24 protein-coding genes are annotated in these 23,702 nt (G+C 67.8%); 7 read left to right on the top strand and 17 right to left on the bottom strand.

Annotation, left to right across the window (positions count from 1 at the left end):
- Window positions 1-7: 7 nt before the first annotated feature.
- The 5 genes from G6N09_RS15720 to recO all read right to left on the bottom strand — a co-directional run bounded on the left by G6N09_RS15720 (window position 8) and on the right by recO (window position 4,152).
- A complete protein-coding gene (locus tag G6N09_RS15720; protein WP_083022373.1) occupies window positions 8-400 on the bottom strand; it encodes a hypothetical protein in 393 nt (130 codons plus the stop codon).
- Entirely contained in the window at window positions 397-1,284 is an 888-nt protein-coding gene (locus tag G6N09_RS15715) for a decaprenyl diphosphate synthase (protein ID WP_083022372.1), read from the bottom strand. Before G6N09_RS15715 ends, G6N09_RS15720 begins: the two co-directional genes overlap by 4 nt.
- A gap of 93 nt (window positions 1,285-1,377) precedes the next feature.
- Window positions 1,378-2,598 carry a class I SAM-dependent methyltransferase gene (locus G6N09_RS15710; RefSeq protein WP_083022371.1) on the bottom strand — a complete coding sequence of 407 codons (1,221 nt, stop codon included), beginning with the start codon at window positions 2,596-2,598 and terminating at the stop codon, window positions 1,378-1,380.
- Between the two features lie 133 nt (window positions 2,599-2,731).
- Window positions 2,732-3,127 carry a hypothetical protein gene (locus G6N09_RS15705; protein ID WP_179959844.1) on the bottom strand — a complete coding sequence of 132 codons (396 nt, stop codon included), beginning with the start codon at window positions 3,125-3,127 and terminating at the stop codon, window positions 2,732-2,734.
- A gap of 221 nt (window positions 3,128-3,348) precedes the next feature.
- Window positions 3,349-4,152, bottom strand: coding sequence for a DNA repair protein RecO (gene recO / locus G6N09_RS15700; protein ID WP_083022370.1), 804 nt, complete (start codon window positions 4,150-4,152; stop codon window positions 3,349-3,351).
- Window positions 4,153-4,226: 74 nt separating this feature from the next.
- On the opposite strand from recO, the gene G6N09_RS15695 reads away from it, so the two are divergent.
- The 3 genes from G6N09_RS15695 to G6N09_RS15685 all read left to right on the top strand — a co-directional run bounded on the left by G6N09_RS15695 (window position 4,227) and on the right by G6N09_RS15685 (window position 7,014).
- Complete coding sequence (locus G6N09_RS15695; RefSeq protein ID WP_109558754.1) at window positions 4,227-5,672, top strand: amidase; 1,446 nt, start codon at window positions 4,227-4,229, stop codon at window positions 5,670-5,672.
- Window positions 5,673-5,795: 123 nt separating this feature from the next.
- Window positions 5,796-6,134 (top strand): hemophore-related protein, encoded by a 339-nt coding sequence (locus G6N09_RS15690; protein ID WP_083022368.1) that lies wholly within the window; start codon window positions 5,796-5,798, stop codon window positions 6,132-6,134.
- 13 nt (window positions 6,135-6,147) lie between these two features.
- Entirely contained in the window at window positions 6,148-7,014 is an 867-nt protein-coding gene (locus G6N09_RS15685) for a sulfurtransferase (RefSeq protein WP_083022367.1), read from the top strand.
- A gap of 7 nt (window positions 7,015-7,021) precedes the next feature.
- Here G6N09_RS15685 and G6N09_RS15680 read toward each other — a convergent pair whose 3' ends face one another.
- The 7 genes from G6N09_RS15680 to G6N09_RS15650 form a co-directional block, all read right to left on the bottom strand.
- Window positions 7,022-8,479 (bottom strand): flavin-containing monooxygenase, encoded by a 1,458-nt coding sequence (locus tag G6N09_RS15680; RefSeq protein ID WP_083022366.1) that lies wholly within the window; start codon window positions 8,477-8,479, stop codon window positions 7,022-7,024.
- Window positions 8,476-9,342 (bottom strand): SDR family oxidoreductase, encoded by an 867-nt coding sequence (locus G6N09_RS15675; RefSeq protein ID WP_083022365.1) that lies wholly within the window; start codon window positions 9,340-9,342, stop codon window positions 8,476-8,478. Before G6N09_RS15675 ends, G6N09_RS15680 begins: the two co-directional genes overlap by 4 nt.
- A gap of 3 nt (window positions 9,343-9,345) precedes the next feature.
- Window positions 9,346-10,020, bottom strand: a complete 675-nt coding sequence (locus G6N09_RS15670) for a DUF5642 family protein (protein WP_083022364.1) — start codon at window positions 10,018-10,020, stop codon at window positions 9,346-9,348.
- Between the two features lie 73 nt (window positions 10,021-10,093).
- Entirely contained in the window at window positions 10,094-11,002 is a 909-nt protein-coding gene (era, locus tag G6N09_RS15665) for a GTPase Era (RefSeq protein ID WP_083022363.1), read from the bottom strand.
- 90 nt (window positions 11,003-11,092) lie between these two features.
- Window positions 11,093-12,391, bottom strand: a complete 1,299-nt coding sequence (locus G6N09_RS15660) for a hemolysin family protein (protein ID WP_083022362.1) — start codon at window positions 12,389-12,391, stop codon at window positions 11,093-11,095.
- On the bottom strand, window positions 12,388-12,924 hold the full coding sequence (gene ybeY / locus G6N09_RS15655) for an rRNA maturation RNase YbeY (RefSeq protein ID WP_083022361.1): 537 nt from the start codon (window positions 12,922-12,924) through the stop codon (window positions 12,388-12,390). The genes G6N09_RS15660 and ybeY overlap by 4 nt, the downstream gene beginning before the upstream one ends.
- Entirely contained in the window at window positions 12,921-13,979 is a 1,059-nt protein-coding gene (locus G6N09_RS15650) for a PhoH family protein (RefSeq protein ID WP_083022360.1), read from the bottom strand. Before G6N09_RS15650 ends, ybeY begins: the two co-directional genes overlap by 4 nt.
- A 138-nt stretch (window positions 13,980-14,117) precedes the next feature.
- Between G6N09_RS15650 and G6N09_RS15645 the strand changes: the two genes are divergently transcribed.
- Window positions 14,118-14,765: a class I SAM-dependent methyltransferase gene (locus G6N09_RS15645; RefSeq protein ID WP_083022359.1), complete on the top strand. Its 648-nt coding sequence runs from the start codon at window positions 14,118-14,120 to the stop codon at window positions 14,763-14,765.
- Here the strand turns inward: G6N09_RS15645 and G6N09_RS15640 are convergent, their stop codons facing one another.
- Genes G6N09_RS15640 through G6N09_RS15620 form a run of 5 tightly spaced genes read right to left on the bottom strand, consistent with a single transcriptional unit; the run spans window position 14,766 to window position 19,365 of the window.
- Window positions 14,766-15,437, bottom strand: coding sequence for an AraC family transcriptional regulator (locus tag G6N09_RS15640; protein ID WP_234806861.1), 672 nt, complete (start codon window positions 15,435-15,437; stop codon window positions 14,766-14,768).
- Window positions 15,430-16,179, bottom strand: coding sequence for a 16S rRNA (uracil(1498)-N(3))-methyltransferase (locus G6N09_RS15635; RefSeq protein ID WP_083022358.1), 750 nt, complete (start codon window positions 16,177-16,179; stop codon window positions 15,430-15,432). Before G6N09_RS15635 ends, G6N09_RS15640 begins: the two co-directional genes overlap by 8 nt.
- Window positions 16,180-16,186: 7 nt before the next feature.
- Entirely contained in the window at window positions 16,187-17,338 is a 1,152-nt protein-coding gene (dnaJ, locus tag G6N09_RS15630; RefSeq protein ID WP_083022357.1) for a molecular chaperone DnaJ, read from the bottom strand.
- Window positions 17,339-17,371: 33 nt separating this feature from the next.
- A complete protein-coding gene (hrcA, locus tag G6N09_RS15625) occupies window positions 17,372-18,415 on the bottom strand; it encodes a heat-inducible transcriptional repressor HrcA (protein WP_083022356.1) in 1,044 nt (347 codons plus the stop codon).
- 44 nt (window positions 18,416-18,459) lie between these two features.
- Window positions 18,460-19,365, bottom strand: a complete 906-nt coding sequence (locus tag G6N09_RS15620; RefSeq protein WP_133053062.1) for a LysR family transcriptional regulator — start codon at window positions 19,363-19,365, stop codon at window positions 18,460-18,462.
- Between the two features lie 297 nt (window positions 19,366-19,662).
- Here G6N09_RS15620 and G6N09_RS15615 point away from each other — a divergent pair, with 297 nt between their 5' ends.
- The 3 genes from G6N09_RS15615 (at window position 19,663) to G6N09_RS15605 (ending at window position 23,690) form a co-directional block, all read left to right on the top strand.
- Window positions 19,663-20,391, top strand: a complete 729-nt coding sequence (locus G6N09_RS15615; RefSeq protein ID WP_083022494.1) for an inositol monophosphatase family protein — start codon at window positions 19,663-19,665, stop codon at window positions 20,389-20,391.
- Window positions 20,392-20,760: 369 nt separating this feature from the next.
- Window positions 20,761-22,155 carry a pyridoxal phosphate-dependent decarboxylase family protein gene (locus G6N09_RS15610; protein ID WP_083022354.1) on the top strand — a complete coding sequence of 465 codons (1,395 nt, stop codon included), beginning with the start codon at window positions 20,761-20,763 and terminating at the stop codon, window positions 22,153-22,155.
- On the top strand, window positions 22,152-23,690 hold the full coding sequence (locus G6N09_RS15605; RefSeq protein WP_083022353.1) for a xylulokinase: 1,539 nt from the start codon (window positions 22,152-22,154) through the stop codon (window positions 23,688-23,690). The genes G6N09_RS15610 and G6N09_RS15605 overlap by 4 nt, the downstream gene beginning before the upstream one ends.
- Window positions 23,691-23,702 lie beyond the last annotated feature (12 nt).

Genomic DNA, 23,702 nt, shown 5'->3' with positions numbered 1-23,702 from the left:
GCGTCGCTTAGCCGGTGAGGGCATCGCGAATGTCGACGCCTTTCGTCAGCACCAACAGGACCAGCGTGCGCAGCGCATCGTCGGTCAGGCCGGTACCGGGAAAGTTGTAGCGCAACATCGCATCTGCGAACTCAGCGTCTCTCTCGACCAGCGTGACGGTACCGAGTTGGCTCAGGCCCGCCTGCTCAGCGGCACGCTGACGCAGCGTCGTGGTCAGCGGCAGGTCCCACCCCAGGATCTGAGTGAGTGACACCAGCTCAAGGTCCTCGGCGATCGGCACCACCCGCAAAGACGCCAGCGTCCCGTCATGCCGAACGGTCAGCGCACCGTCGGGCTCGGCGTCAACGGCCAACACGCCGGCGAGCGCCGCGGCGAGACGATCGGCCAGCATCGCCGTCATGCCGTTCCAAACCGGCGCTGCCGCGAGGCGTACTGTTCGCAGGCCTCCCACAGGTCGCGGCGGTCGTAGTCCGGCCACAGCTTCTCCTGGAAGATGTACTCGGCGTAGGCCGCCTGCCACAGCATGAAGTTGGACGAGCGTTGTTCACCGGAGGTGCGGATCAGCAGGTCCACGTCGGGCATGTCAGGCCTGTGCAGGTGCCGCGCGATGGTGGCCTCGGTGATGCGGTTCGGATTCAGCTTGCCCGCCACCGCCTCCCGGGCGATGGCCTGCGCGGCCTCGGCGATCTCGGTGCGCCCGCCGTAGTTGACGCAGTAATTGATGGTGATGACGTCGTTGCCGACGGTCATGTCTTCGGCGATCTCGAATTCCTTGATCACACTGCGCCACATCTTCGGCCGCGAACCCACCCAGCGCATCCGTACGCCCATCGCATTGAGGTTCTCGCGGCGGCGGCGCACCACCTCGCGGTTGAATCCCATCAGGAAGCGGACCTCTTCCGCGGAACGCTTCCAGTTCTCGGTGGAGAACGCATACACGGTCAGCCACTTGATACCGAGTTCGATGGCCCCGCAGGTGATGTCGATGAGCACCGCCTCGCCCATCTTGTGTCCCTCGGTGCGACCTAAGCCCCGCTGGGTGGCCCAGCGGCCGTTGCCGTCCATGACGACGGCGACGTGATTGGGCAACGCCTCGGCGGGAATCTGCGGGGCGACGGCCTTGGAGGTGTGCTGCGGGGGACGGCACGGCCCCCCACCCGGCGGCGACGGCAGCTGCGGAAAGACCACTGGCCACGTGGACTTGTCCGGGAACACCGGATAGTCGTCAGGTGCCGCAGGCAGTTGGGGGAAGGCGACCTTCCGCGCGGCCCGATTCAACACCATGCGCCCCATCCTGCCCGATCAGTCCGGAACCGCCCGCGGCGACCGTGCGGTCGCCGCGGGCGGCTTATCGGATTCGACTGTTGAGGCCGTTGATCAGGAACGGGCACTCAGATCGATCGCAACGAAGTCCAGACGCCACAGCGACTGGAACAGCTTGCGACCGAACTTCTCCAGGTCTGCGGCGCTGCCACGTGCCGGGCCGGCAGCCTGCGCCAGGTCCGCGGCGATCTGGCGGATGCTGCGACGGCCGTCGATGCTCTGAACGAACGGCAGCTGCGCCGGGTTCAACGGCATACGCCAGCCCGAACGGAAGATTTCGTCGTTGTTCAAGCCACACTTGAAGCGGAACAGCGGCACGTAGTCGAGGCTCTCCGGGGTGGAGAAATCGATCGTGTAGCTGCTCTTAGGCCGCTCGGGCCGAGTGGCGATGAAGAAGTGCCGCGCGTTGAGGGTGTGGATGCGCTCCATCACCGACCAGATCTTCTCCTCCGGCAGGGCGTTCACCTTGTCGTAGAAGCCGCCGTGCGGCACCGCCACATCGTGCGCGTAGTACGGCGCCTTGAGCAGCCAGCCCTGGAAGTCCAGGCCGGCCGATTTGGCCAGATCGATGCAGCCGTCGACGTCGTAGCTCTTCGCCCGACCGTGCAAGAACGTGTCCACCAGGCCCGAATCCGCGAACAGGTCGCCGGCGATCTTGATGTACGGCTGGACGGGGTGGTCCGGTGAGAGCAACCGGATGGCCTGACGGACGGTCTGGATCGACTCGTCGTTCTGCTCCAACCCGAGGTCCTGGAAGACCGACTCCAGGATCTCGATGCCGATCCGGCCGTAGCGGGCGTAGAGCATGATGCAGGCGACGCCGTCGGGCCGCAGCTGGTCCGCGATCGCCTTCATGCCCACCTCGGGCTCGGCCATGTGGTGCAGCACGCCCGTCGAGATCGCCAGGTCGAAGTCCCGGCCGAGCGTGGAAAGCTCCTCGATGGGCAGCTGGTGCAGCTCCAGGTTCCACAGACCGTGCTTGTCCTTGAGGTACTGCTGGTGCCCCAACGACGCCGCACTGATGTCGACGGCCACCACCTTGGCCTGCGGGTTGTTGAAGGCGAAGACCGCCGCCTGGTTGGTGCCACAACCCGCGATCAGAATGTCGAGGTCGGGGCGGTATTCCCGATCCGGCCACAGCACCCGGTGCGCGTGGCTCGGGTCGAACCACTCCCAGTTTGTGGCCGACCATGCCTGCAGGTCGTTGATGGGCGGCGGGTAGGTCCACCGCTCGTACTGCCGGGAGACGACGTCTGCACGTGGATTGTCGGTCACTTCTGTGTGGCTCCTTGTCGAATTAACCCCCCGCCGGATCGGTTCAGACTTTAGCGGGGCCTGTTTTAACCGATGCGCCGGGCGACTCCGACTGGAGCCCCCGACGCACCGGGTTGATCATGGACGGCTTGGGTCAGCCGGCACTTCCGGGCTGACCGGGCTGACCGGGCTGACCCGGCTTCCCATCCGGTCCAGGTGCACCGCCGAGGCCGCCGGCACCACCCTCGCCCGGCTGGCCGCCCGGCCCCGAACCGCCACCGGCGCCACCGGCGCCGCCGTGCCCGCCGTCGCCGCCTCGGCCACCCGCGCCGCCCTTACCGCCCGCGCCGCCTTTACCGCCCTTGCCACCCTGGCCGCCCTTGCCACCCTGGCCGCCGAGGCCACCGGCACCCGGGGCGCCGTCCGCCCCCGGAGCGCCGTCCGCGCCGTCAGCGCCATCGGCACCGTCAGCGCCGGGGCCGTTCGAAGACAGCGGCGCCGTAATCCCGGTAGCCGGGCCGGGTTCGGCAGCCCGCGCGCAGGAAGTCATGGCAGGGATCATTCCCACGACGAGTAGCGCTCCGGCCGCCGCACCGAGACCGGCTCCGTAAACCGGCGTCGTCCTGTGCGCCCAGCGCCCCCACCCGGTGTCGTGAAACATTCGACCTGCCTTCCTGATTAAACCTAGGGATCGTGAAGTCGCATCAGCCTACCGCCGACGCCCGATTAGTCCACCGAAACGGACACAATCGCCAGGTCAATGCCGTCAGATCAGCCTTCGCTGCCGGTGGCCCCGGACTGAAGCTGTGCCGACGCCCCGGTGTCGCGCCCGGCCGGCCCGTGCTGGACCCGCTCCACCAACGGCAAGGTCCGCAGCCGCCGCTCCAGGTGCCACTGCAGATGAGCGGCAACCAATCCGCTGGCATGACTGCGATGCGCCGGGGTAGATAGCGCGGCGGCCTCCCAATCGCCGTCGTGCAACGCCGACATCAGATCCAGCACACCCATCGGCGGGGTGGTGGACCCCGCCGGGCGGCAGTGCCCGCAGACGCTGCCGCCGGCCGCGACGTGAAATGCCCGATGCGGACCCGGGGTGGCGCAGCGGGCACATTCGGTCAACGCCGGCGCCCAGCCGGCCACCGACATGGCACGCAACAGATAGGCGTCCAGTACCAACTCACGGGGCCGCTGGCCGTCAGCCACCGCACGCAGCGCGCCCACGGTGAGCCGGTGCAGCGCCGTGGCCGGAGCCCGCTCCGCGCCTGCCAGGCGTTCCGCGGTCTCCAAGATCACGCAGGCGCAGGTGTATCGGCCGTAGTCGCTGACGATGTCGGTGGCGAACGCATCCACCGATACCACCTGAGTGACGATGTCGAGGTTGCGGCCGGGATGCAGCTGGACGTCGATGTGGGCGAACGGCTCCAATCGGGCCCCGAACTTGCTGCGGGTACGGCGAACCCCCTTGGCCACCGCGCGAACCAGCCCGTGGTCGCGAGTGAGCAAAGTGACGATCCGGTCGGCTTCGCCGAGCTTGTGCTGGCGCAGCACCACCGCCCGGTCCCGGTACAGCCGCATCGCAACAGTTTCGCATCGCCTAGGGGTGTTTCACGGACGCGGACCGGCGTGGCACGCCGATACTCTCTTCACCGATGACCCACCCACCCGCGGCGTCCGGCACCCGCTTCCCCACCGTCACCGAGCAGCTCTACCAGCTGGCCAGCGGTGAGGCGACCTCGGTCGAGCTGGTGCGTCGGGCACTGCACGCCATCGATGCCAGCCAGTCCACCCTGAACGCCTTCCGGGTGGTGTTCACCGAATCGGCCCTGGTCGAGGCGGCCCAAGCCGACCGGCGCCGGGCCGCGGGCCACCGCGCTCCGCTGCTGGGCATCCCGATCGCCGTCAAAGACGACACCGATATCGCCGGCGTGCCCACCTCCTTCGGTACCTCCGGATACGTCGAGCCCGCCGGCGGCGACGCCGAAGTGGTGCGCAGGCTCAAGGCCGCCGGTGCGGTGATCGTCGGCAAGACCAACAGCTGCGAGCTGGGGCAGTGGCCCTTCACCAGCGGTCCGGGATTCGGCCACACCCGAAATCCCTGGTCTCGCCGGCACACCCCCGGCGGGTCGTCCGGGGGCAGCGCCGCCGCAGTGTCCGCAGGTCTGGTAGCCGCCGCCATCGGATCCGACGGTGCGGGCAGCGTGCGTATCCCCGCCGCATGGACACATCTGGTCGGCATCAAACCTCAGCGCGGCCGCATCTCCACCTGGCCGCTGCCCGAGGCGTTCAACGGGCTCACCGTCAATGGCGTGCTGGCCCGCACCGTCGAGGACGCAGCCCTGGTGCTGGACGCGGTGTCGGGCAACGTCGAGGGCGACCTGCACAAACCCGCTCCCCTGTCGGTGTCCGACTCGGTGCGGACCGCGCCCGGCCAACTTCGCATCGCGCTGTCGACGCGTTTCCCCTACACCGGTTTTCCTGCCCGGCTGCATCCGGAGATCAGGGCCGCTCTGGAGCGCACCGCCGAACAGCTGCGGCTGCTCGGGCACATCGTGGTGCCGGGCAATCCGGACTACGGGTTGCGGTTGTCCTGGAACTTTCTGTCCCGCTCCACCGCGGGAGTGCTGGCTGCCGGGCAGGGATTCGACCATGTCACCTTCGACCCACGGACCCTGGCCAACATGCGTACCGGCCGACTGTTGTCCCAGGCCGTGCTGCGCAAAGCGCGCGCCCATGAGGCCAGGGATCAACAGCGAGTGGGCTCGATCTTCCGCATCGTCGACGTGGTGTTGGCACCGACCACCGCACAACCACCGCCGCTGGTGCATACCTTCGACGACCTGAACGCGTTCGACACCGACCGGGCGATCATCGCCGCCTGTCCGGTGACCTGGCCGTGGAACCTGCTGGGGTGGCCGTCGATCAATGTGCCCGCCGGGTTCACCGCTGACGGGCTACCGATCGGCGTGCAGCTGATGGGGCCGGCCAACAGCGACGGTCGGCTGGTGTCGCTGGCCGCGGAGCTGGAGGGCATCAACGGCTGGGCGGCCAAGCAACCCACACCGTGGTGGCGAACCGAGCCCGGACACGGCTCCTGAACTCCTCAAAACGTCGCTAGCTGCGACTTCAGCGGCTTCGGCAGAGGTCGGCTAAGCTTGGCCAGTCTCGACTTTCAGGTCTTCATACCTCGCAAACGTGCACTGATGAAAGGCGTCCGCAAAATGGCCTCTCTGTCCTTGACCAGGCTTACCGTCGCAGCTGGCAGTCTGGCTTTGTCGCTCACCGCTGGAGCCGGGCTCGCCTCCGCCGGCCCCGACCTCGGCCCCATCATCAACACCACCTGCACCTACTCGCAGGTGCACCAGGCGTTGGTCGCGGAGAACCCCGCCGCAGCCGCGGAGTTCGACGCCAGCCCGAACGGCCCCGGCATGCTGCAGATGTTCCTCAACGCACCGCCCGCCAAGCGCCAGCAGCTGGCCGGCATGGTCCAGGGCATGCCTGAGGCCCAGCAGTACGTCGGCACCATCACCTCGGTCGCCAACTCCTGCAACAACTACTGATCGGGGCCCCGCCGTGAGTCCTCGCGGCAAGGTCCTGATCAGCGCCACGGAGCTCGCTGAGCTGCTGCGGTCGGGTGACCCGGTCACCGTTCTCGACGTGCGCTGGAGCCTGGAGGCACCGGACGGCCGTCCGGCATACCTCCAGGGCCACCTTCCCGGAGCGGTGTACGTCTCACTCGAAGACGAGTTGTCCGACCACACCGTGCCCGACCGGGGCCGGCACCCGCTGCCGACCGGACGCAATCTCGAGGCAGCCGCCCGTCGATGGGGGGTGCGGCGCAACCGGCCGGTGGTGGTCTACGACGACTGGAACCGGGCTGCCTCAGGGCGGCTGTGGTGGTTGTTGTCGACCTCCGGTGTCCAGGATGTCCGCATCCTCGACGGTGGCCTGCCGGCCTGGACCCGCGCCGGGGGCGCGCTGCACAGCGGCGAGGTCTCCCCCGAGCCCGGCAACGTCACCTTGTTGCCCGAGGACCTCTATGAGGGCCTGCGGCCCACCCTGACCGCCGACGACGCCGGCGAAAGCGCAAGCAGTGGCACGGTGGCCCTGCTCGACGCCCGTGGCCCCGAGCGATTCCGCGGCGAGGTGGAGCCACTCGACGCGGTCGCCGGCCACATCCCAGGCGCGAAGAACCTGCAGTTCACCGAGCTGTTGGCCGACGACGGTACCTTTCTTTCCGACGACGCGATCGCTGCGCTGCTGGCCGATCGCGGTATCAGGCCCGAGGACCCGGTGGGGGCCTACTGCGGTTCGGGAATCAGCGCCACGGTGATCGTCGCGGCGCTGGCCGCCGTCGGCCGTACAGCGGCGTTGTTTCCGGGGTCGTGGTCGCAGTGGAGTTCGGATGCGTCGCGTCCGGTGGCGCGCGGCACGGACTGAGTGCCGCTCAGCCGAGGTGGAAGTCGGCCGGATCGGGGCTGCTCAGCATCGCCTTCATCGTCGCGCGATCGAACGGCCACAGGTCCACGGCGCCACCTTCGGTGAGGTACCACGAGTTGCATCCGGTGTTCCACACCGTCGGCCCCATCGCGGTGGCAACGTCGTCGTTGAACCGGGTGGTGGCCTGATCGGTGACCTCGACGCTGCTCAGCTCTCCGGCCCGGAACTTCGCCAGCCACTGCGCGATGTAGGTCGCGGTCAGCTCCGCGGTGTACTGCAATGAGATCGAACCGGTGGGCGAGTTCGGTCCCAACACCGTGAACAGATTCGGGAATCCCGGAATCGCGGTCATCCGGTAGGCACGTGGCCCCTTGGCCCAGGCATCGTCGATGCTGATTCCGTCTCGGCCGTGCAGTCGCAACGGGCGCATGTAGTTGTGCGCGTGGAAGCCGGTCGCCAGCACGATCACGTCAGCGTCCCGGTAGGCGCCGTCCGCGGTCCGGATGCCGTCCGCGGTGACTTCGGCGATACCGTCGGTGATCAGCGCGGCATTGTCGGCGCCGATAGCGCGGTAGTAGCTTCCCGAGATCACCTGGCGTTTACACAACGGCTGGTAGTCGGGCTGGAGTTTGGCCCGCAGATCTTTGTCGCGCACCTGGATGCGCAGGCAGGCCCGGGCATAGGCCTGCACGGCCCGGCGCCGCCACGACGGTCGAGTGGTGACGTCGGTGAGCACCGCGGAGCCACCGAAGGCCATCACCCGGTGGAGCCTCCGATGCAGATTCGGGAAACGCGCAAGCACCGTGGCGACCCCGGGCAGCTGCCGCAGCGACATAGGCGCCCATAGGATCCACTGTGCCGAACGCACGTAGTGGTCCACCGACGCCGCGTGGGGCTGCAGTGCCGACACCACCTGGACTCCGGTCGATCCGGTGCCGATCACCGCGATCCGCCGTCCGTCCGTGTCGAGGCCGTCATCCCAGCGAGCGGTGTGCACCACCGGCCCGGTGAAATCTGCGAGGCCCGGGATGTCGGGAATGAACGGATGATGCAGCACCCCGGTCGCACAGATCACGAAGTCGGCGCCCAGCACCCCACCGGCAGCGGTGGTAACAGTCCAGCGGCTGCGCTCGTCCCAGCGGGCCTCGACGACCTCGGTGTCGAGCCGGATGAGCTCGGTCAGTCCGAGCCGCTCGACGACCTCGCGGTGATACCGCTGGATGGCCGGGCCGGACGCCCAGGCATGCCGCCAGTCTGCTTTGGGCGCGAACCCGAACTGGTAGATCTGTGAGGGCACGTCACACCGCAGGCCGGGATAGTGGTTCCAATACCAGACCCCGCCTACGTCGGAGCCCTTCTCCAGCACGGTGATGTCGGTGAAGCCCCGCTCACGCAGGACGTGCGCGGTGGTGATTCCGGCGACGCCGGCACCGATGATGATGACCCGCGGCTCACGTTCGGTCATGATGGCGACTCGCCCCGATGAGCCCGCGCCTGCCGGTCCACCCGATCGAGGTAGGACCTGCGCGCCGCGGTGTCGATCGAGGTCAGCGCCCTCCGATCGTCCAGCACCCGGCGGGCCAGGCTCTGCAGCCACTCGGGTACGAAGGCCGTGGCGGACCACGCCGGAGCCACCCAACGGGGCACCGACCGGCGAGCGGCGCGTGACCGCAGCACCGCCACGATGGCCGCAGCCACGTCCTCGGGATCGACGGTGGGCATACCACCGCCCAGCGGGGCACCGGAGGTCAGCTCGGTCCGCACCGCCGACGGCAGCACCGCCGACACCGCTACCCCGGTTCCGGCGTACTCGCGCCGCGCCGACAGCGATGCACCCAGGGCCGCGAACTTGCTCGCGTTGTAGGTGACCATGCCCGGTACCGGGATCATGGCGGCCATCGAGGCGACGTTGACGACATGTCCGTGGCCCCGTTGGGCCATGCCGGGCAGCACCGCGTGCATCCCGTTGAGCACGCCGCGGACGTTGACGTCCAGGATCAGATCCCGGACCGGCTCGGTCTCGGCCTCGAAGGCCCCCAGCGGCATCACACCGGCGTTGTTGACCAAGACGTCGAGGGGGCCACCAGAGTCGGTGTCGGCTTCGATACGCGCGAGCATCTCCCGCCAGGACGCCGCGCTGGTCACGTCAAGCCGGCCACCACTGACACCGAGTTGGGCTGCGGTGTCCCGGCAGGCGTCTTCATCGACGTCACCGATCCACACCCGCGCGCCGTGGGCCGCCAGCAGCGCGGCCGTGGCCGCACCGATGCCGCGGGCACCGCCCGTGATCAGAACTCGGGCACCGCCCAGCGACGGCTTTCTGGGCACCGGTCAGTCGCGCAGCGCGGATACCGCGTCGACCAGCAGCTGCCGCGCCCGGTCGGCGTCGACCATCGCCGGCGCCTGGCCCTTGACAGCCTGCGGGTTCGCGGTGACCTGCACCAATGCGGTCCCCAGGTAGGCGGTGAAGGTGTAGGACTCGCGGGACTGCGTCTGTCCTTCTTTACCGGTGAGCTCGATCTCGGAGTGCGAACCGACCGTCCTGGCGTGGTCGATCTGCGGAGCCTCCACGTCGTCGAGGTAGCCGGTGAGCTTTCCGGCGTTGAACGAGACGTGCTTGCACTTCTCGGCGTCGGCCTCGTTGTAGGCCAGCTCCTGGTCGGTCTGCATGGCGATCACGACCAATTGGTTGCCGCCGCCGACGATCGACACCATCGACATCTTGCCCTGGACGCCCTTCGGCGGACGTCCCGTGTTGGCCGCGTAGTCGGCGCAGTCGGCGGGATCAAACGTCACGCCAGGCGGCATCTTCTGCTCCCCGAGGATCTTCGGGTCGATCTCGCTGGGGCCCTTGGTCTGGGTCTTGTAGTCCGAGCCGAAGGTCGACTGGACGTTGAACAGCTTGGTGGTGTCAAGCGGCTTCTGGGATCCCCCACAGCCCGTCAGTGCTTGCGCACACAGGACGAGACCGACGGAGGAGACAACCAACGACTTGCGTACGGACATCCCTGGAATCTACCAATGCCGATTCCCCCGGCGCGGGCGGTGGCGCTCACGGCCGACCGCGATCCCGCTCGGCCTAGAAACCCAACCGCCCGAGTTGCTTGGGGTCACGTTGCCAGTTCTTGGCCACCTTGACGCGTAGATCCAGAAAAACCTTGGTGCCCAACAACTTCTCGATCTGAGTGCGGGCCACCGTGCCGACCTCACGCAGCCGGGCACCGCCGCGGCCGATCACGATCCCCTTCTGACTGTCGCGTTCGACGTAAAGCAGCGCATACACCTCGATCAGGTCGTCACGATCCTCGCGCGGGCGCACCTCCTCGATCACCACGGCCAGCGAGTGGGGCAGCTCGTCACGCACCCCCTCCAAAGCGGCCTCCCGAATGAACTCGGCCATCAGGGTCTCTTCGGGCTCGTCGGTCAGTTCGCCGTCCGGGTAGAACGCGGGGCCGGCGGGCAGCGCCGCGGCCAGCACGCCGATCAGTACGTCGACCTGTTCGCCGCTGATCGCCGACACCGGGACGATCTCGGCTTCCGGTGCCAGCTCACCCACCGCCACCAATTGCGCGGCCACCTTGTCGCGGCTGGTCTTGTCGATCTTGGTGACGATGACGACCAGGGTGGTCCTGGGCGCCACCGCACGGATCTGCTCGACGATCCAGCGGTCCCCCGGGCCGATCGGCTCATCCGCGGGAATGCACAGGCCGATGATGTCGACCTGTGAGTAGGTTTCCTTGACCAACTCGTTCAGTCGCTTGCCGAGCAGAGTTCGGGGGCGATGCAGGCCAGGGGTGTCGACCAAGATGATCTGGAAGTCGTCGCGGTGCACGATGCCCCGGATGGTGTGCCGCGTGGTCTGCGGGCGGTTGGAGGTGATCGCCACCTTCGCGCCGACCAGGGCATTGGTGAGCGTCGACTTGCCCGTGTTGGGCCGGCCGACGAAACAGACAAATCCGGAATGAAATCCGGAATCCGATCCAGTCACGAGCCGCCTTTCGCCGAACGTGTTCTCAGCACGAGATTTCGGGTGGATTTTCGGATTGAGTGCACGTTCGGCGTGCACACCGCAACGGCGTCACGGTTCAACTGCGGCCTCCTCGCCGGCGGGTTCGGCCGGGCTGACCAAAACGGTGCTGACCCGCACCCGCCCGCGGCCATCGCGGCTGCCCTCGGCCCGCAGGAGCAGACCGTGTGACACTACCTCGGCACCAGGCAGCGGAACTCGACCGAGCTCCAGTGCGAGCAGTCCTCCGACCGTGTCGACATCCAGGTCGGAGTCGAAGTGCACTCCGTACAGTTCGCCGACGTCTTCGATCGGCAGCCGTGCCGAGACCCGAAACCTGTTGTCACCCAACTCCTGGACCGGGGCCACCTCACCCTGGTCGTACTCGTCGGCGATCTCACCGACGATCTCCTCCAGCACGTCCTCGATGGTCACCAGTCCCGCGATAGCGCCGTACTCGTCGACCAGCAGCGCCATGTGATAGCGACTGCGCTGCATGTCTTCCAGCAGCGCATTGAGCGCCTTGGAGTCGGGCATGAACACCGCCGGACGCATCACCTGCGCGACCGTGGTGTCCTGCCCCCCGTTGGTGGAGTAATACGTTTGTTGGACAAGGTCTTTGAGGTAGACAACGCCGAGGATGTCGTCAACGTTCTCACCGATCACCGGGATCCGGGAGTGACCGCTGCGCACCGCCAACGACGTGGCTTGCCCAGCGGTCTTGTCGCGCTCGATCCACACCATCTCGGTACGCGGCACCATGACTTCACGCGCCGGAGTGTCGGCCAGTTCGAACACCGACTGGATCATCCGGCGCTCGTCAGCGGCCACCACCCCACGTTGCTGTGCCATGTCGACGATTTCGCGCAACTCGACTTCGGAGGCGAACGGCCCGTTGCGGAAGCCGCGCCCCGGTGTCAGCGCATTGCCCAGCACTACCAGTACGCGGCTGATCGGGGCGAGCAACACCGAGATCACGTGCAGCGGCAGAGCTGAGGCCAGCGCGATCGAGTAGGCGTTCTGCCGGCCCAGGGTCCGCGGCCCCACCCCGATCACCACGAAGCTGACCACCACCATGATCGCTGCCGCGGCGAACAGTCCCCAGTCCAGGCCAAGCACCGCATTGAGCAGGTACACCAGTAGTGCCGTGGCGGTGACCTCGCAGGTGATGCGCAACAACACGGCCAGGTTGATATAGCGGGGACGCTCGCCCATCAGCTTGACCAGCCAGCCGGCACCGGGCCGTTTTGCCCGCACCAGTTCCTCGACCCGCGCCGGCGACACCGTGTTGACCGCGGCATCGATCGCCGAGAACAGGCCACCCAGACCGATCAGCGCGATCACGCCGAGAAGCAGCGGTGTCTCGGTCACGATTCGTCGAAATACCTGGACTTGTCCAGCAGCCGTCGGTCCTTCTCGCTTTGGGACTGGGTCCGATAGGTCTCCACCTGGTCGGCTACCCACTCCTCGAGCAGACGGCGCTGCAGGGCGAACATCTCTTTTTCCTCGTCCGGCTCGGCATGGTCGTAGCCCAGCAGGTGCAGCACGCCGTGCACGGTGAGCAGCGCCAATTCCTGGCCCAGCGAATGCCCGGCCGCCGCGGCCTGTTCAGCGGCGAACTCCGGGCACAATGCGATGTCGCCGAGCATCGACGGGCCTGGCTCGGGAGCGTCCGGCCGGCCACCGGGCTCCAGCTCGTCCATTGGGAAACTCATGACGTCGGTGGGGCCGGGTAGGTCCATCCAGCGCATGTGCAGGTCGGCCATCGCGGCGGTGTCCAGCAGCACCATCGACAGCTCGGCACCGGGATTGACGTCCATCTTGGCCAGCACGAACTTGGCGACGCTGACCAGCTCGACTTCGGAGACGTCGAGACCGGACTCGTTGGAGACCTCAATACTCATCGGTTCGACCTGCCTTGTGATGCGCGCCGCGACGCTCGGTTCATGGCCAGCCCGGGCTGAACCTGTTCGGATTCGTGGCGTGCGTAGGCGTCGACGATCTCCGACACCAGCCGGTGCCGGACGACGTCGACGCTGGTGAGCTCGGCGACGTAGATGTCGCCGACGTCGTCGAGGATGTCGACGGCGGCCCGCAGTCCCGATCGGGCGCCGCCGGGCAGGTCGATCTGGGTGATGTCGCCGGTGACCACGATCTTGGCGCCGAAGCCCAGCCGGGTGAGGAACATCTTCATCTGTTCGGCGGTGGTGTTCTGCGCCTCGTCAAGAATGATGAACGCGTCGTTGAGAGTCCGGCCGCGCATGTAGGCCAGCGGAGCCACCTCGATCACCCCGGAGCTCATCAGCTTGGGAATCAGCTCGGGATCCATCATGTCGTGCAGCGCGTCGTACAGCGGGCGCAGGTACGGGTCGATCTTCTCGCTCAACGTGCCGGGCAGAAACCCGAGCCGCTCGCCGGCTTCCACGGCCGGACGGGTCAAGATGATGCGGCTCACCTGCTTGGTCTGCAGCGCCTTGACCGCCTTGGCCATCGCCAGATAGGTCTTGCCGGTGCCGGCCGGGCCGATGCCGAACACGATGGTGTGCGCGTCGATGGCGTCGACGTAACGCTTCTGGTTGAGCGTCTTGGGCCGGATGGTCTTGCCGCGTCGCGACAAGATGTCCAGGGTGAGGACCTCGGCGGGTGATGCGCTGCTCGCTCCGGTGCCCACCAACATGCCGACGCTGTGTCGCACCGTTTCGGGTGCGAGCGGCTGGCCGGCCGCCGCGACGGCCACCAGCTCGGCGAGCACCCGCTCGGCCAGCGCGACATCGGCGGGCGCACCGGAGATGGTCACGGCGTTGCCGCGCACGTGCAGGTCAGCGGTGAGCAGGTCTTCGATGGCGCGCAAGTTCTCATCTGCGGAGCCCAGCAGGCCCATGACCAGGTCGGGTGGAATGTCGACGGTACTGCGAACCTGCGAGGCCGGCCCGGCAGCGGGGGTATCGCGGGGCGTCACGGGGCTTCCGATGCCTGCTTCCTGGGGATTTGCACCGTGGGTACGGCGATGATTCGGACACCCGAGTCTACCGCCTGCGATCTCCGGCGAGCGGTTCGTTCAAGACGGGGCGCTACCGCACCGGCGAAACTGCCGGATATGAGCGACGAAGCCTTCACCCCCGCCCTGGGCCGCTTGGCGCCGGCCCGGTTCTTCGACTACGTGGTGGCGTTGACGCGGGAGCGGCTGTGGCGAGGCCTGACCGTCATGCATCTGGCGCCGCGGCCCGACGACGCGATCCTCGACGTGGGGTGCGGCACCGGATCGCTGGCGCTGCTGGCGGCTCGGGTGGAGCCCGGGGCGACGATCGTGGGGCTGGATCCCGATCCCGAGATCTTGGCCGTGGCGCGTGAGAAAGATGCTGATGGCCGAGTCCGCTGGCTGAACGGGATGGGCGACGACCTGGCGGCATCGGTGGAGCCGGCGTCGATGGACGGTGTGATGTCCAGCCTGGTGCTGCACCAATGCCCGATGGACGTCAAGCGCGCCATCTTGGCGTCGATGTTTACGGTGCTGAGGTCGGGCGGGCGGTTGGTGATCGCCGACTTCGGCTGGCAACGGACTCCGCTGATGCGCCTGGCGTTTCGGTTCGTCCAGTTCGCCGACGGCAAGACCGATACCCAGCCCAACGCCGATGGGGTTCTCCCGGAGTTGATTTCGGCCGCCGGCTTCACCGATGTCCGCGAGGCCGAGGTGGTGGCCACCATCAACGGGACGATCTCGATCTATACCGCCCGCAAGCGGTGATCACCCGAGCGCCCGCAGCACCACCGAAGGCGTCAGGCCCATCATCTCGCGCATCTGCCGGGTGAAGTGGGCCTGATCGGCGAAGCCCGCGGTGGTCGCGGCTTCCGCCAAGGGCAGACCCGCCTGCAGGGCTGCCACCGCGCGGTGCAACCGCGACCAGACCCGCCAGCGGGTCAGGGGCATCCCCAGTTCGCGGCGTGCCAACGCGCGCAGCCGCTGGGGCGACAGTCCGATCTGCGCGGCCAGCGCCGGCATAGCGAGGTCGCTGTCGGCCAGTAGGGCCAGCGCCGCCACCAGTCTCGGATCCAGCTCCTGCGACGGTCGGCGGCATGCGGCCGCGACGTCGTGTTCGCGCAGCTCTCCCAGTTCGGGAGCCGCGGCGATGCCGCCGGCGTAGCGCCGACGCAGCCGGTCGGCGAACAGACAGTACGGCTCGATGTAGTAGGTGATCAGGTCTCGGATGGCCAGGATGCGATGCGGCGCCATCGGCGAGACGACCAGCGCGGCAGCCTGATACCGCGTGCCGGCCGGGTCGACCATGGCCACCTCGTCACGCCCGGCGACCACGATCTGGAAGGCGCCGTGGCGGTGAATCGGCCCGCCGCCCACCGGTCCGCGGTAGACGGCGTAACCGTCGCTGATGCTCAGCGACGGCGCCGACTGGCTATTCACTCCCCCAGCGTGGGGTCAACACCCCGAGCGCGCCCAGCGCGACCGCCGCCGCAGTCGAGGTCCGCAACACCGTCGGCCCCAGCCGAACCGCGACCGCCCCGGCCCCGGTCAGCGCCGCCAGCTCCGCCTCGGTGATCCCGCCTTCGGGTCCGACCACCAGGGCCAGTGCCGGCGTGCCTGACTCGACCGCATCGGGCAGTGCGACGCCGGCCGCATCGTGCAAGACCAGCACGCCGGTGCCGACGGCCACCTGCTCGCGGACCCAGGACACCAACTCGGAGCCGGCCAGCACCCCGTCAACGGGCGGAATGTGGGCCCGGCGGGACTGCCCGGCGGCTGCGCGGGCCACCGCCTGCCAGCGCCGTACTCCCTTGTCGGCACGCGAGCCGTCCCAGCGGGCCACGCACCGGTCGGCCTGCCAGGCCACGAACGCGTCGGCACCGGCCTCGGTCGCGAGTTCGATCGCCAGCTCGGATCGTTCGGATTTGGGCAGTGCCTGCACCACGGTCACCGGCGGCGCCGGCGGCGCGATCATTCGGCGGTCCAGAACCCGCGCCCTCAATCCGGCGCGGTCGGTCTCCTCGACTTCGCACTGCGCCACCACACCAGCACCGTCACCGAGGGTGAGCTGCTCACCGGGCCGGATCCGGCGCACCGTCGCGGCGTGGAAGCCGGCGTCGCCACCGACGAGGGCCACCGAACCCACCTCGGGCAGCGCATCGACGTAGAACAGGCCGGCCACGGCGGGCTCAGCGCCCGGTGAAGGTTTCGCGCAGTCGACTGAACAGTCCGCCGCTGGGCGGGGTGTGCGCCGAGCGGACTTCGGCGGACTCGCGATCCCGGTGCTCTTTGAACTTGCGCAGCAACTCGGTGTCATGGCTGTCGAGGCGCTCGGGAACGACCACCTCGATGTGGGCGTGCAGATCGCCGCGCACGCCGGTGCGGACCTGCGGCATGCCGTGGCCGCGCAGGACGATGGTGGCGCCCGGTTGGGTACCGGCCGGGATCGTGATGTCGGTGGCGCCGTCGAGGATGGCATCGACCACAACGGTGGTGCCCAGGGCCGCGTCGACCATCGGCACCGAGATGGTGCAGTGCAGGTCGTCGCCGTCGCGGATGAAGATGTCGTGGGCCTGCTCATGCACCTCGACGTAGAGGTCGCCGGCCGGTCCGCCACCGGGCCCGACCTCGCCCTGAGCGGCCAGCCGCACACGCATTCCGTCGCCGACTCCGGCCGGGATCTTCACGCTGATCTCACGGCGGGAACGCACCCGTCCGTCGCCGCCGCACTGATGACAGGGATCGGGGATCACTTCGCCGACCCCGCGGCAGGTCGGGCATGGCCGCGAGGTCATGACCTGGCCTAGGAGCGAACGCTGCAAGCTCTGCACCTCGCCGCGTCCGTGGCAGGTGTCGCAGGCGATGGGACGCGAGTCCCCGTGGGTGCCACGACCCTGGCAGCGGTCGCACAGCACCGCGGTGTCGACCGTCACGCGCTTGGTGACGCCGGTCGCGCACTCGGTGAGGTCTAGGCGCAGGCGCAGCAGCGAATCCGAGCCCGGCCGGACCCGGCCGATGGGGCCACGTGACGCCGCACCGCCGCCGAAGAACGCCTCGAACACATCCCCGAGGCCACCAAATCCCGAGCCACCACCGAAGCCACCGAATCCATTACCGGCGCCGCTTTCCAGGGGGTCGCCGCCGAGGTCGACGATTCGGCGCTTCTCCGGGTCGGAGAGCACCTCGTAGGCGGCGCTGATCTCCTTGAACTTGGCCTGCGCGGCCTCGTCGGGGTTGACATCGGGATGGTAGGTGCGCGCCAGCTTGCGGTAGGCGCGCTTGAGCTCGGTGTCGCTGGCGTCCTTACCGACGCCCAGCAAGCCGTAATAGTCGCGTGCCACGCCTGACCCTTCCCACCTTCTGCCGACCGGAGATCAGCGAGCCCCGAGCACTTCACCGATGTACATCGCCACCGCAGCAACACTGGCGATCGTTCCCGGATAGTCCATCCGAGTGGGACCCAACACCCCCATGCCCCCGAACACGGTGCCCTGTGACCCGTATGCGGTGGACACCATCGAGGCCCCGGCCATCTCCTGCGCCTCGGTCTCGTGACCGATACGCACCGTGACTTTACCGGCTTCCTGCTGCACAGCCAGCAGCCGCAGCACCACCACCTGCTCCTCGAGCACTTCCAGCACCGACCGCAGCGAGCTGCCGAAGTCGGCGGCGTTGCGGGTGAGGTTGGCGGTACCTCCCAGCAGCAAGCGCTCCTCGCGGTGTTCGACCAGCGATTCCAGCAGCACGGTCGCCGAACGACCGACCGCATTGGCCAAGCCGGATGAGAGCCCGCTGCGACCGTCCAGATGGCCGGCGAGTTCGGCGACCGCGGTCGAGGCCGCCGAGATCCGCTTGCCCTCCAGCGCGGCGCCCAGCAACTCCCGCAGCTGACTGAGTTGGTGGTCGTCGATGGGATCGCCAAGCTCGACGATGCGCTGATCGACCCGGCCGGAATCGGTGATCACCACCAGCAGCAGCCGTGCCGGGGTCAGCGCGATCACCTCAAGGTGGCGCACCGTGGACACCGACAGGGTCGGATACTGCACCACGGCGACCTGGCGGGTCAGTTGCGCCAGGGTGCGCACCGCGCGGCGCAACACGTCGTCGAGGTCTACACCGGAGTCCAGGAACGACAGGATCGCTCGGCGCTCGGCGGCCGACAGCGGCTTGACGTCGTCGATGCGGTCGACGAATTCCCGGTAGCCCTTCTCGGTGGGCACCCGCCCGGAACTGGTGTGCGGCTGGGCGATATAGCCCTCGGCCTCCAGCACCGCCATGTCATTGCGGACGGTGGCCGGCGAGACCCCCAGGTTGTGCCGCTCGACCAAAGCCTTGGAGCCGATGGGCTCCTTGGTGGCAACGAAGTCCGCGACGATGGCGCGCAATACCTCCAAGCGGCGATCGTCAGCCACGCCCATGGGTGCTCACCTCCTGCAACGAACAGTTACGGCCGCTCTCGATTTTACGGTGACTCCGCCAGCAGCCGGCGCTCGATACCGTCCACGATCGCGGGCTCGGCGTCACGCACCGAACAGGCGACATCGACGAAGCGGGCCACCAGCGGTGACGGCTCGTCATCAGTCCAGCCGACCGCGATCGCCGAGCCGGGCCAGTCCTCGATGGTCACGAACCGGACTCCGGTCGCCGGCATGAAGTGGGCGGCCGCCGCGCTGGTGACGGCGATGGCCGCCCCAGCCGCAACCACCTGCGCCTCCTCGGTGATCGAGTCGGTACGCACGGTGTCGATCCTGGCGGCGTCGGTCCGTGCCGCGGCCAGGCTCCAGAACGCATGGTGGGCCTCGTCGACACTGGAGGATTGGGTGATCGGGTCCTCGAGGAGGTCCCGCACCGACACCGAGGTTCGCCCAGCGTGGCGGTGCGAGGCCGACACCATCGCCACGACTGGATCGACCGCCAGGATCTCGGCCGACAGGTTGGGCGTGTTCTGGGGCAACCGCAGGAAGGCCACGTCGGCCGCGCCCGATGCCAGCCCGGCCGAGGGATCACTGACCGGGAATTCCCGCATCTGCACGGTGACGTCGGGATGACGTTCCCGGAACTCGGCAATGATCGGCGCGGTCAGTTCGAGGGCAGCGCCGGGGACATATCCCAACCGCAGGGTGCCCACCACCCCGCGGGCGGTCTGTTGTGCAGCCGCGGCCGCGCCGTCCAGTGCGGTCAAGACTGCCCGGGCACCCTCGAGAAACACCTCGCCGGCGGGCGTCAGGGCTACATTGCGGGTGGTTCGCTCGAACAGTCGGACGCCGAGTTCGTCCTCAAGATCCTTGATCTGGCGGCTCAGTGCCTGTTGGGCCAGATACACCCGCGCCGCCGCCCGGCTGAAGTGCAGTTCCTCGGCGGCCACCACGAAGTGGCGCAGCTTGCGCGTGTTGATGTCTATGCAGCCCGATCCTAGGTCAACGGCGGCGGGCCGAGCAGGGTTCGAACCGGGCAGCACAGGTGGATATGCCCTGCGAGCCAGAAATACCGCCCTGGGCGGCAGGATTCATATGTGTTCGGCGCGGTCCCAAATTCGAACTATTCGACCGACGAACCGGGCAGAACATCAATTGGATGGTATTGTCCCCCGCTTGTGGGAATTGCAGCAGCATCCATCAATGACGATCTGACGTTGGCCCTGGCCTTAGCCGACCTCGCGGACGCTATGACTATGGACCGGTTCGGCGCACTGGACCTGCGGGTGGACACAAAACCCGATCTCACTCCGGTCACCGACGCCGACCGTGCAGTCGAGGTCGCACTACGTGACGCGCTGGCCCGTGATCGGCCCGACGACGACGTCTTGGGCGAGGAGTTCGGCGGTAGCGCCCTGTTCACCGGCCGCCAGTGGGTCATCGACCCGATCGACGGAACCAAGAACTTCGTCCGGGGGGTGCCGGTGTGGGCCACCTTGATCGCGCTGCTCGAAGACGGTGTGCCGCGCATCGGTGCGATCAGTGCTCCGGCGCTGGGCAGACGATGGTGGGCCGGTGACGGTCTGGGCGCATTTGCCGCGGTCGGGGACGCAGCGCCTCGTCGCCTGGCGGTGTCCGCGGTGGCCGAGCTGGGTGCGGCGAGCATGTCGTTCGCCGGACTCAAGCAGTGGGCGCAACTGGGACTGCGACAGCGTTTCCTGGATCTGACCGACTCGGTGTGGCGAACCCGCAGCTACGGCGATTTCTGGGCCTACTGCCTGCTCGCCGAGGGCGCACTCGATGTCGTCGCCGAACCCACGGTCTCACTGTGGGACCTGGCGGCACTCGATGTCCTGGTCCGCGAGGCGGGTGGGACTTTCACCGACCTGAGCGGCACCGCAGGTCCGCACGGCGGCAGTGCGGTGGCCAGCAACTCGCTGCTGCAGGCAGCGGTGTTGGACTGCCTCGGACTGGGCTAGCAACGAGCGCGTTCGTCAGCTCCCGCCGGATTCACAACCAGAATCTGTCAATCGCGTCGATTTTCGCTGTTGGAATTGTCGGCGCCGATCTGAGATTCTTGCCCGGCGGCCATTTGACAAATGCGACGGCAAATTCGGCTGACCAATCCCAGCGGTCATGTGGTCGTGCAGGAGATCATGATTTCGCACTTTCGGCGCACTCGGCCGCGACGGGCCCCGGCGTGATGCAAAGGTGTGGGCGCGACGTAATGTGACGGCGCGCGGGTCGGTCATGGTTAGCTCTGCTATTGCGCGTGCGAACAACAACACGATGCTCCCTCTCCGGTGCCCGGCCTGGGGAGGTTCTCAAGATGGAGGATCTGCTTCACCATGTCCGACTTCCCCTACACGGACCGCTTCACCGTCAACCGCACGCTGCCCGAACACGGCCGGCCGCGCGATGAGGTACTGGCCGAGTTGCGCGAGATGGCGCAGGCCGAGGACCCCACCTGGGAGACCGGCAAGGTGTCCGGAACCATGTACTGCGGGGACCACGAGCACTACCGATTCCTCGACGAGGCCTTCGGCCTGTTCGCCCACGTGAACGTGCTGCAGCGCGACATCTGTCCGTCGGCGACCAAGTTCGAGGGCGAGATCATCGCGATGGCACTGGATCTCATGCATGCCGAGGCCGTCACCGACGGCGAGCCGGTGGGCATGGTCACCACCGGGGGCACCGGCAGCATCATCCACGCGCTGTTGGCCTACCGTGAGCACGCCGCCAAGAACCGGGGCATCACCCGGCCGAATTTCATCAAGCCCGAAACCGGACACCCAGCCTTCGACAAAGGGTGTCACCTGTTCGGCATCGAGCTGCGCAAGGCGCCCGTGGACCCGCAGACCGCGCAGGTAGACGTCGACTGGGTCGCCGCGAACATCGACGAGAACACCATCGCGATCATGGGTTCGGCCTGCAATTACGGCTATGGCACGGTCGACCCGATCCCTGAGCTGGGGCAGTTGGCGCTCGAACGCGGGGTGGGCCTGCACGTCGATGGGTGCCTGGGCGGTTTCGTGCTGCCCTTCGCCAACGAACTGGGCTACGACATCCCCGTTTTCGACTTCCGGGTCCCCGGCGTGACCAGCATCTCGGCGGACAACCACAAGTACGGCTACGCGTTGAAGGGCTCTTCGACCCTGCTGTTCCGCGACAAGGCCTACCGCAACGCGCAGTACTTCTTCCTGCCGGACTGGACCGGCGGCAAGTACATGTCTCCGGGCATCGAGGGTTCACGTTCGGGCGGATTGATCGCCGCCGCGTGGGCCTCCATGGTCCAGCTGGGCCGAGAAGGCTATCGCAACTACGCCAAAGCGATTTTCGAGACCGCGGCGGCGATGCAGGACGCGGTGCGCAGCCACCCGGAGCTGACGATCATCGGTTCGCCCACGTTCTGCTTCAGCTTCCGGTCCGACGAGTTCGACATCTACCACGTCGCCGACGCCATGAAGCCCAAGGGCTGGCGGTTCAACGGTCAGCAGTACCCCAACGCCATCCACATGGCCGTGACGCGGCCGCAGACCCAGCCCGGCGTGGTCGAAGCCTTCACCGCCGACCTCGACGACGCGATCGAGTACGCCAAGAAGAAGACCGCCGCCGGCGATGCGCCGATCAGCGCTGCGGTATACGGCGGTGTCCCCGGCGGGATGACCGAAGAGGCAGCCCATTTCATCGAAGGGTTCATGGAGCACATCCTCGACACCCAGCAGTCCCTGCCGCCGCAATGAGCAACCGCTCCGACCACATCATCCTGGCCGTCGACCTGGGAACCGGCGGCCCCAAAGTCGGCTTCGTCTCGTTGGACGGGACCGTGCTGTGGTCGGACCACATCGGGGTCGCGACCGAGTACGGCCCAGGCGGGGAAGCCACCCAGGACGCTGCACTGTGGTGGACGATCATCCGCGACGCCACCCGGCGCGGGCTGGCCGAAGGCGGTGTGGACGGCGAGCGAGTCACCGGGGTGTCCATCACCGGGCAGTGGGCCAGCATCGTGCCCGTCGACGCCCAAGGGCGTCCAGTGGGGCGCTGCGTGATGTGGATGGACAGTCGGGGCGAACCCTACAGCCGCAAGGCATTCGGCGGCTGGCTGGCCGGCTACCGGCCACGCGTGGTACTCAACTGGTTGCGCCGCAACGGCGGGGTTCCGTCCCCCAACGGCGACGACCCGATCGGGCACATGCTGCACCTGCAGCACGGCGACCCGGAGGTGTTCGCACAGACCCGCTGGCTGCTGGAGCCGGTGGACTACCTCAGCATGTGCTTCACCGGGCGGGCGGCAGCATCACCGGCGTCGATGACGGGCAGCTGGCTCACCGACAATCGGAACCTGGCCCTGCTGGACTACGACGACGTGCTGGTGCGTCTGGCCGGTGTCGACCGAACGAAGTTGCCACCGCTGTTGCCCACCGGATCGATCATCGGTCGGGTGACACCGCAGGTCGCTGCCGAGCTGGGGATTTCGGCTGCGGCGCAGGTGGTCACCGGCAGCACGGACATGCACTGCGCTGCCGTGGGCTCGGGTGCGGTGCAGTCGGGAGAGCTGCACCTGAGCATTTCCACCACCTCGTGGATCAGCTGCCCGATGCCATCGAAGAAAACCGACGTGTTTCATCAACTTGCCACGGTTCCGGGCCTCGACCCGTCGTCCTACCTCTTGGTCGACATGCAGGACACCGCAGGGCGCGCATTGGAGTGGTTGCGCGACAACGTCTTCGACGGCCTCGACTACGACGCACTGACGGAGCTGGCGGCCAGTGCACCGGTCGGATCGAACGGGGTGATCTTCACCCCCTGGCTCAAGGGCGAACGCTCCCCCGTCGACGACCGCCGGGCGCGTGGCGGTTTCCACAACCTCTCGCTGGCCACCACCCGGGCCGATCTGGTGCGCGCGGTGCTCGAAGGGGTGGCTTACAACAGTCGCTGGCTGCTGAAGTACCTGGACCGGTTCGCACCCAATTCCGGGCCGATCCGGATCATCGGCGGCGGGGCGCGGTCGGACCTGTGGTGCCAGATCATGGCCGACGTGACGGGCCGCACCTACGAACGCGTGGCGGACCCGCTCAACGCCCAGCTCCGCGGCGCAGCGTTGTTCGCAGGAATCGGGATGGGTGAACTGCATCCCGAGGAGCTGCGCCAGCTGACTCCGCTCGACGGCGTCTTCGAACCCGTGGCCGGTAACCGCGAGGTCTACGACCGGCTCTTCGCCGAGTTCCCCGGGCTCTACAAGACCCAGAAAGGCATGTTCGGGCGGCTCAACCGCTGACCCGGCCCGCGT

This window comes from Mycolicibacter minnesotensis (assembly GCF_010731755.1).
In the GTDB taxonomy this organism is placed as follows: domain Bacteria; phylum Actinomycetota; class Actinomycetes; order Mycobacteriales; family Mycobacteriaceae; genus Mycobacterium; species Mycobacterium minnesotense.
This window is presented reverse-complemented; position numbering and strand designations above follow the sequence as displayed.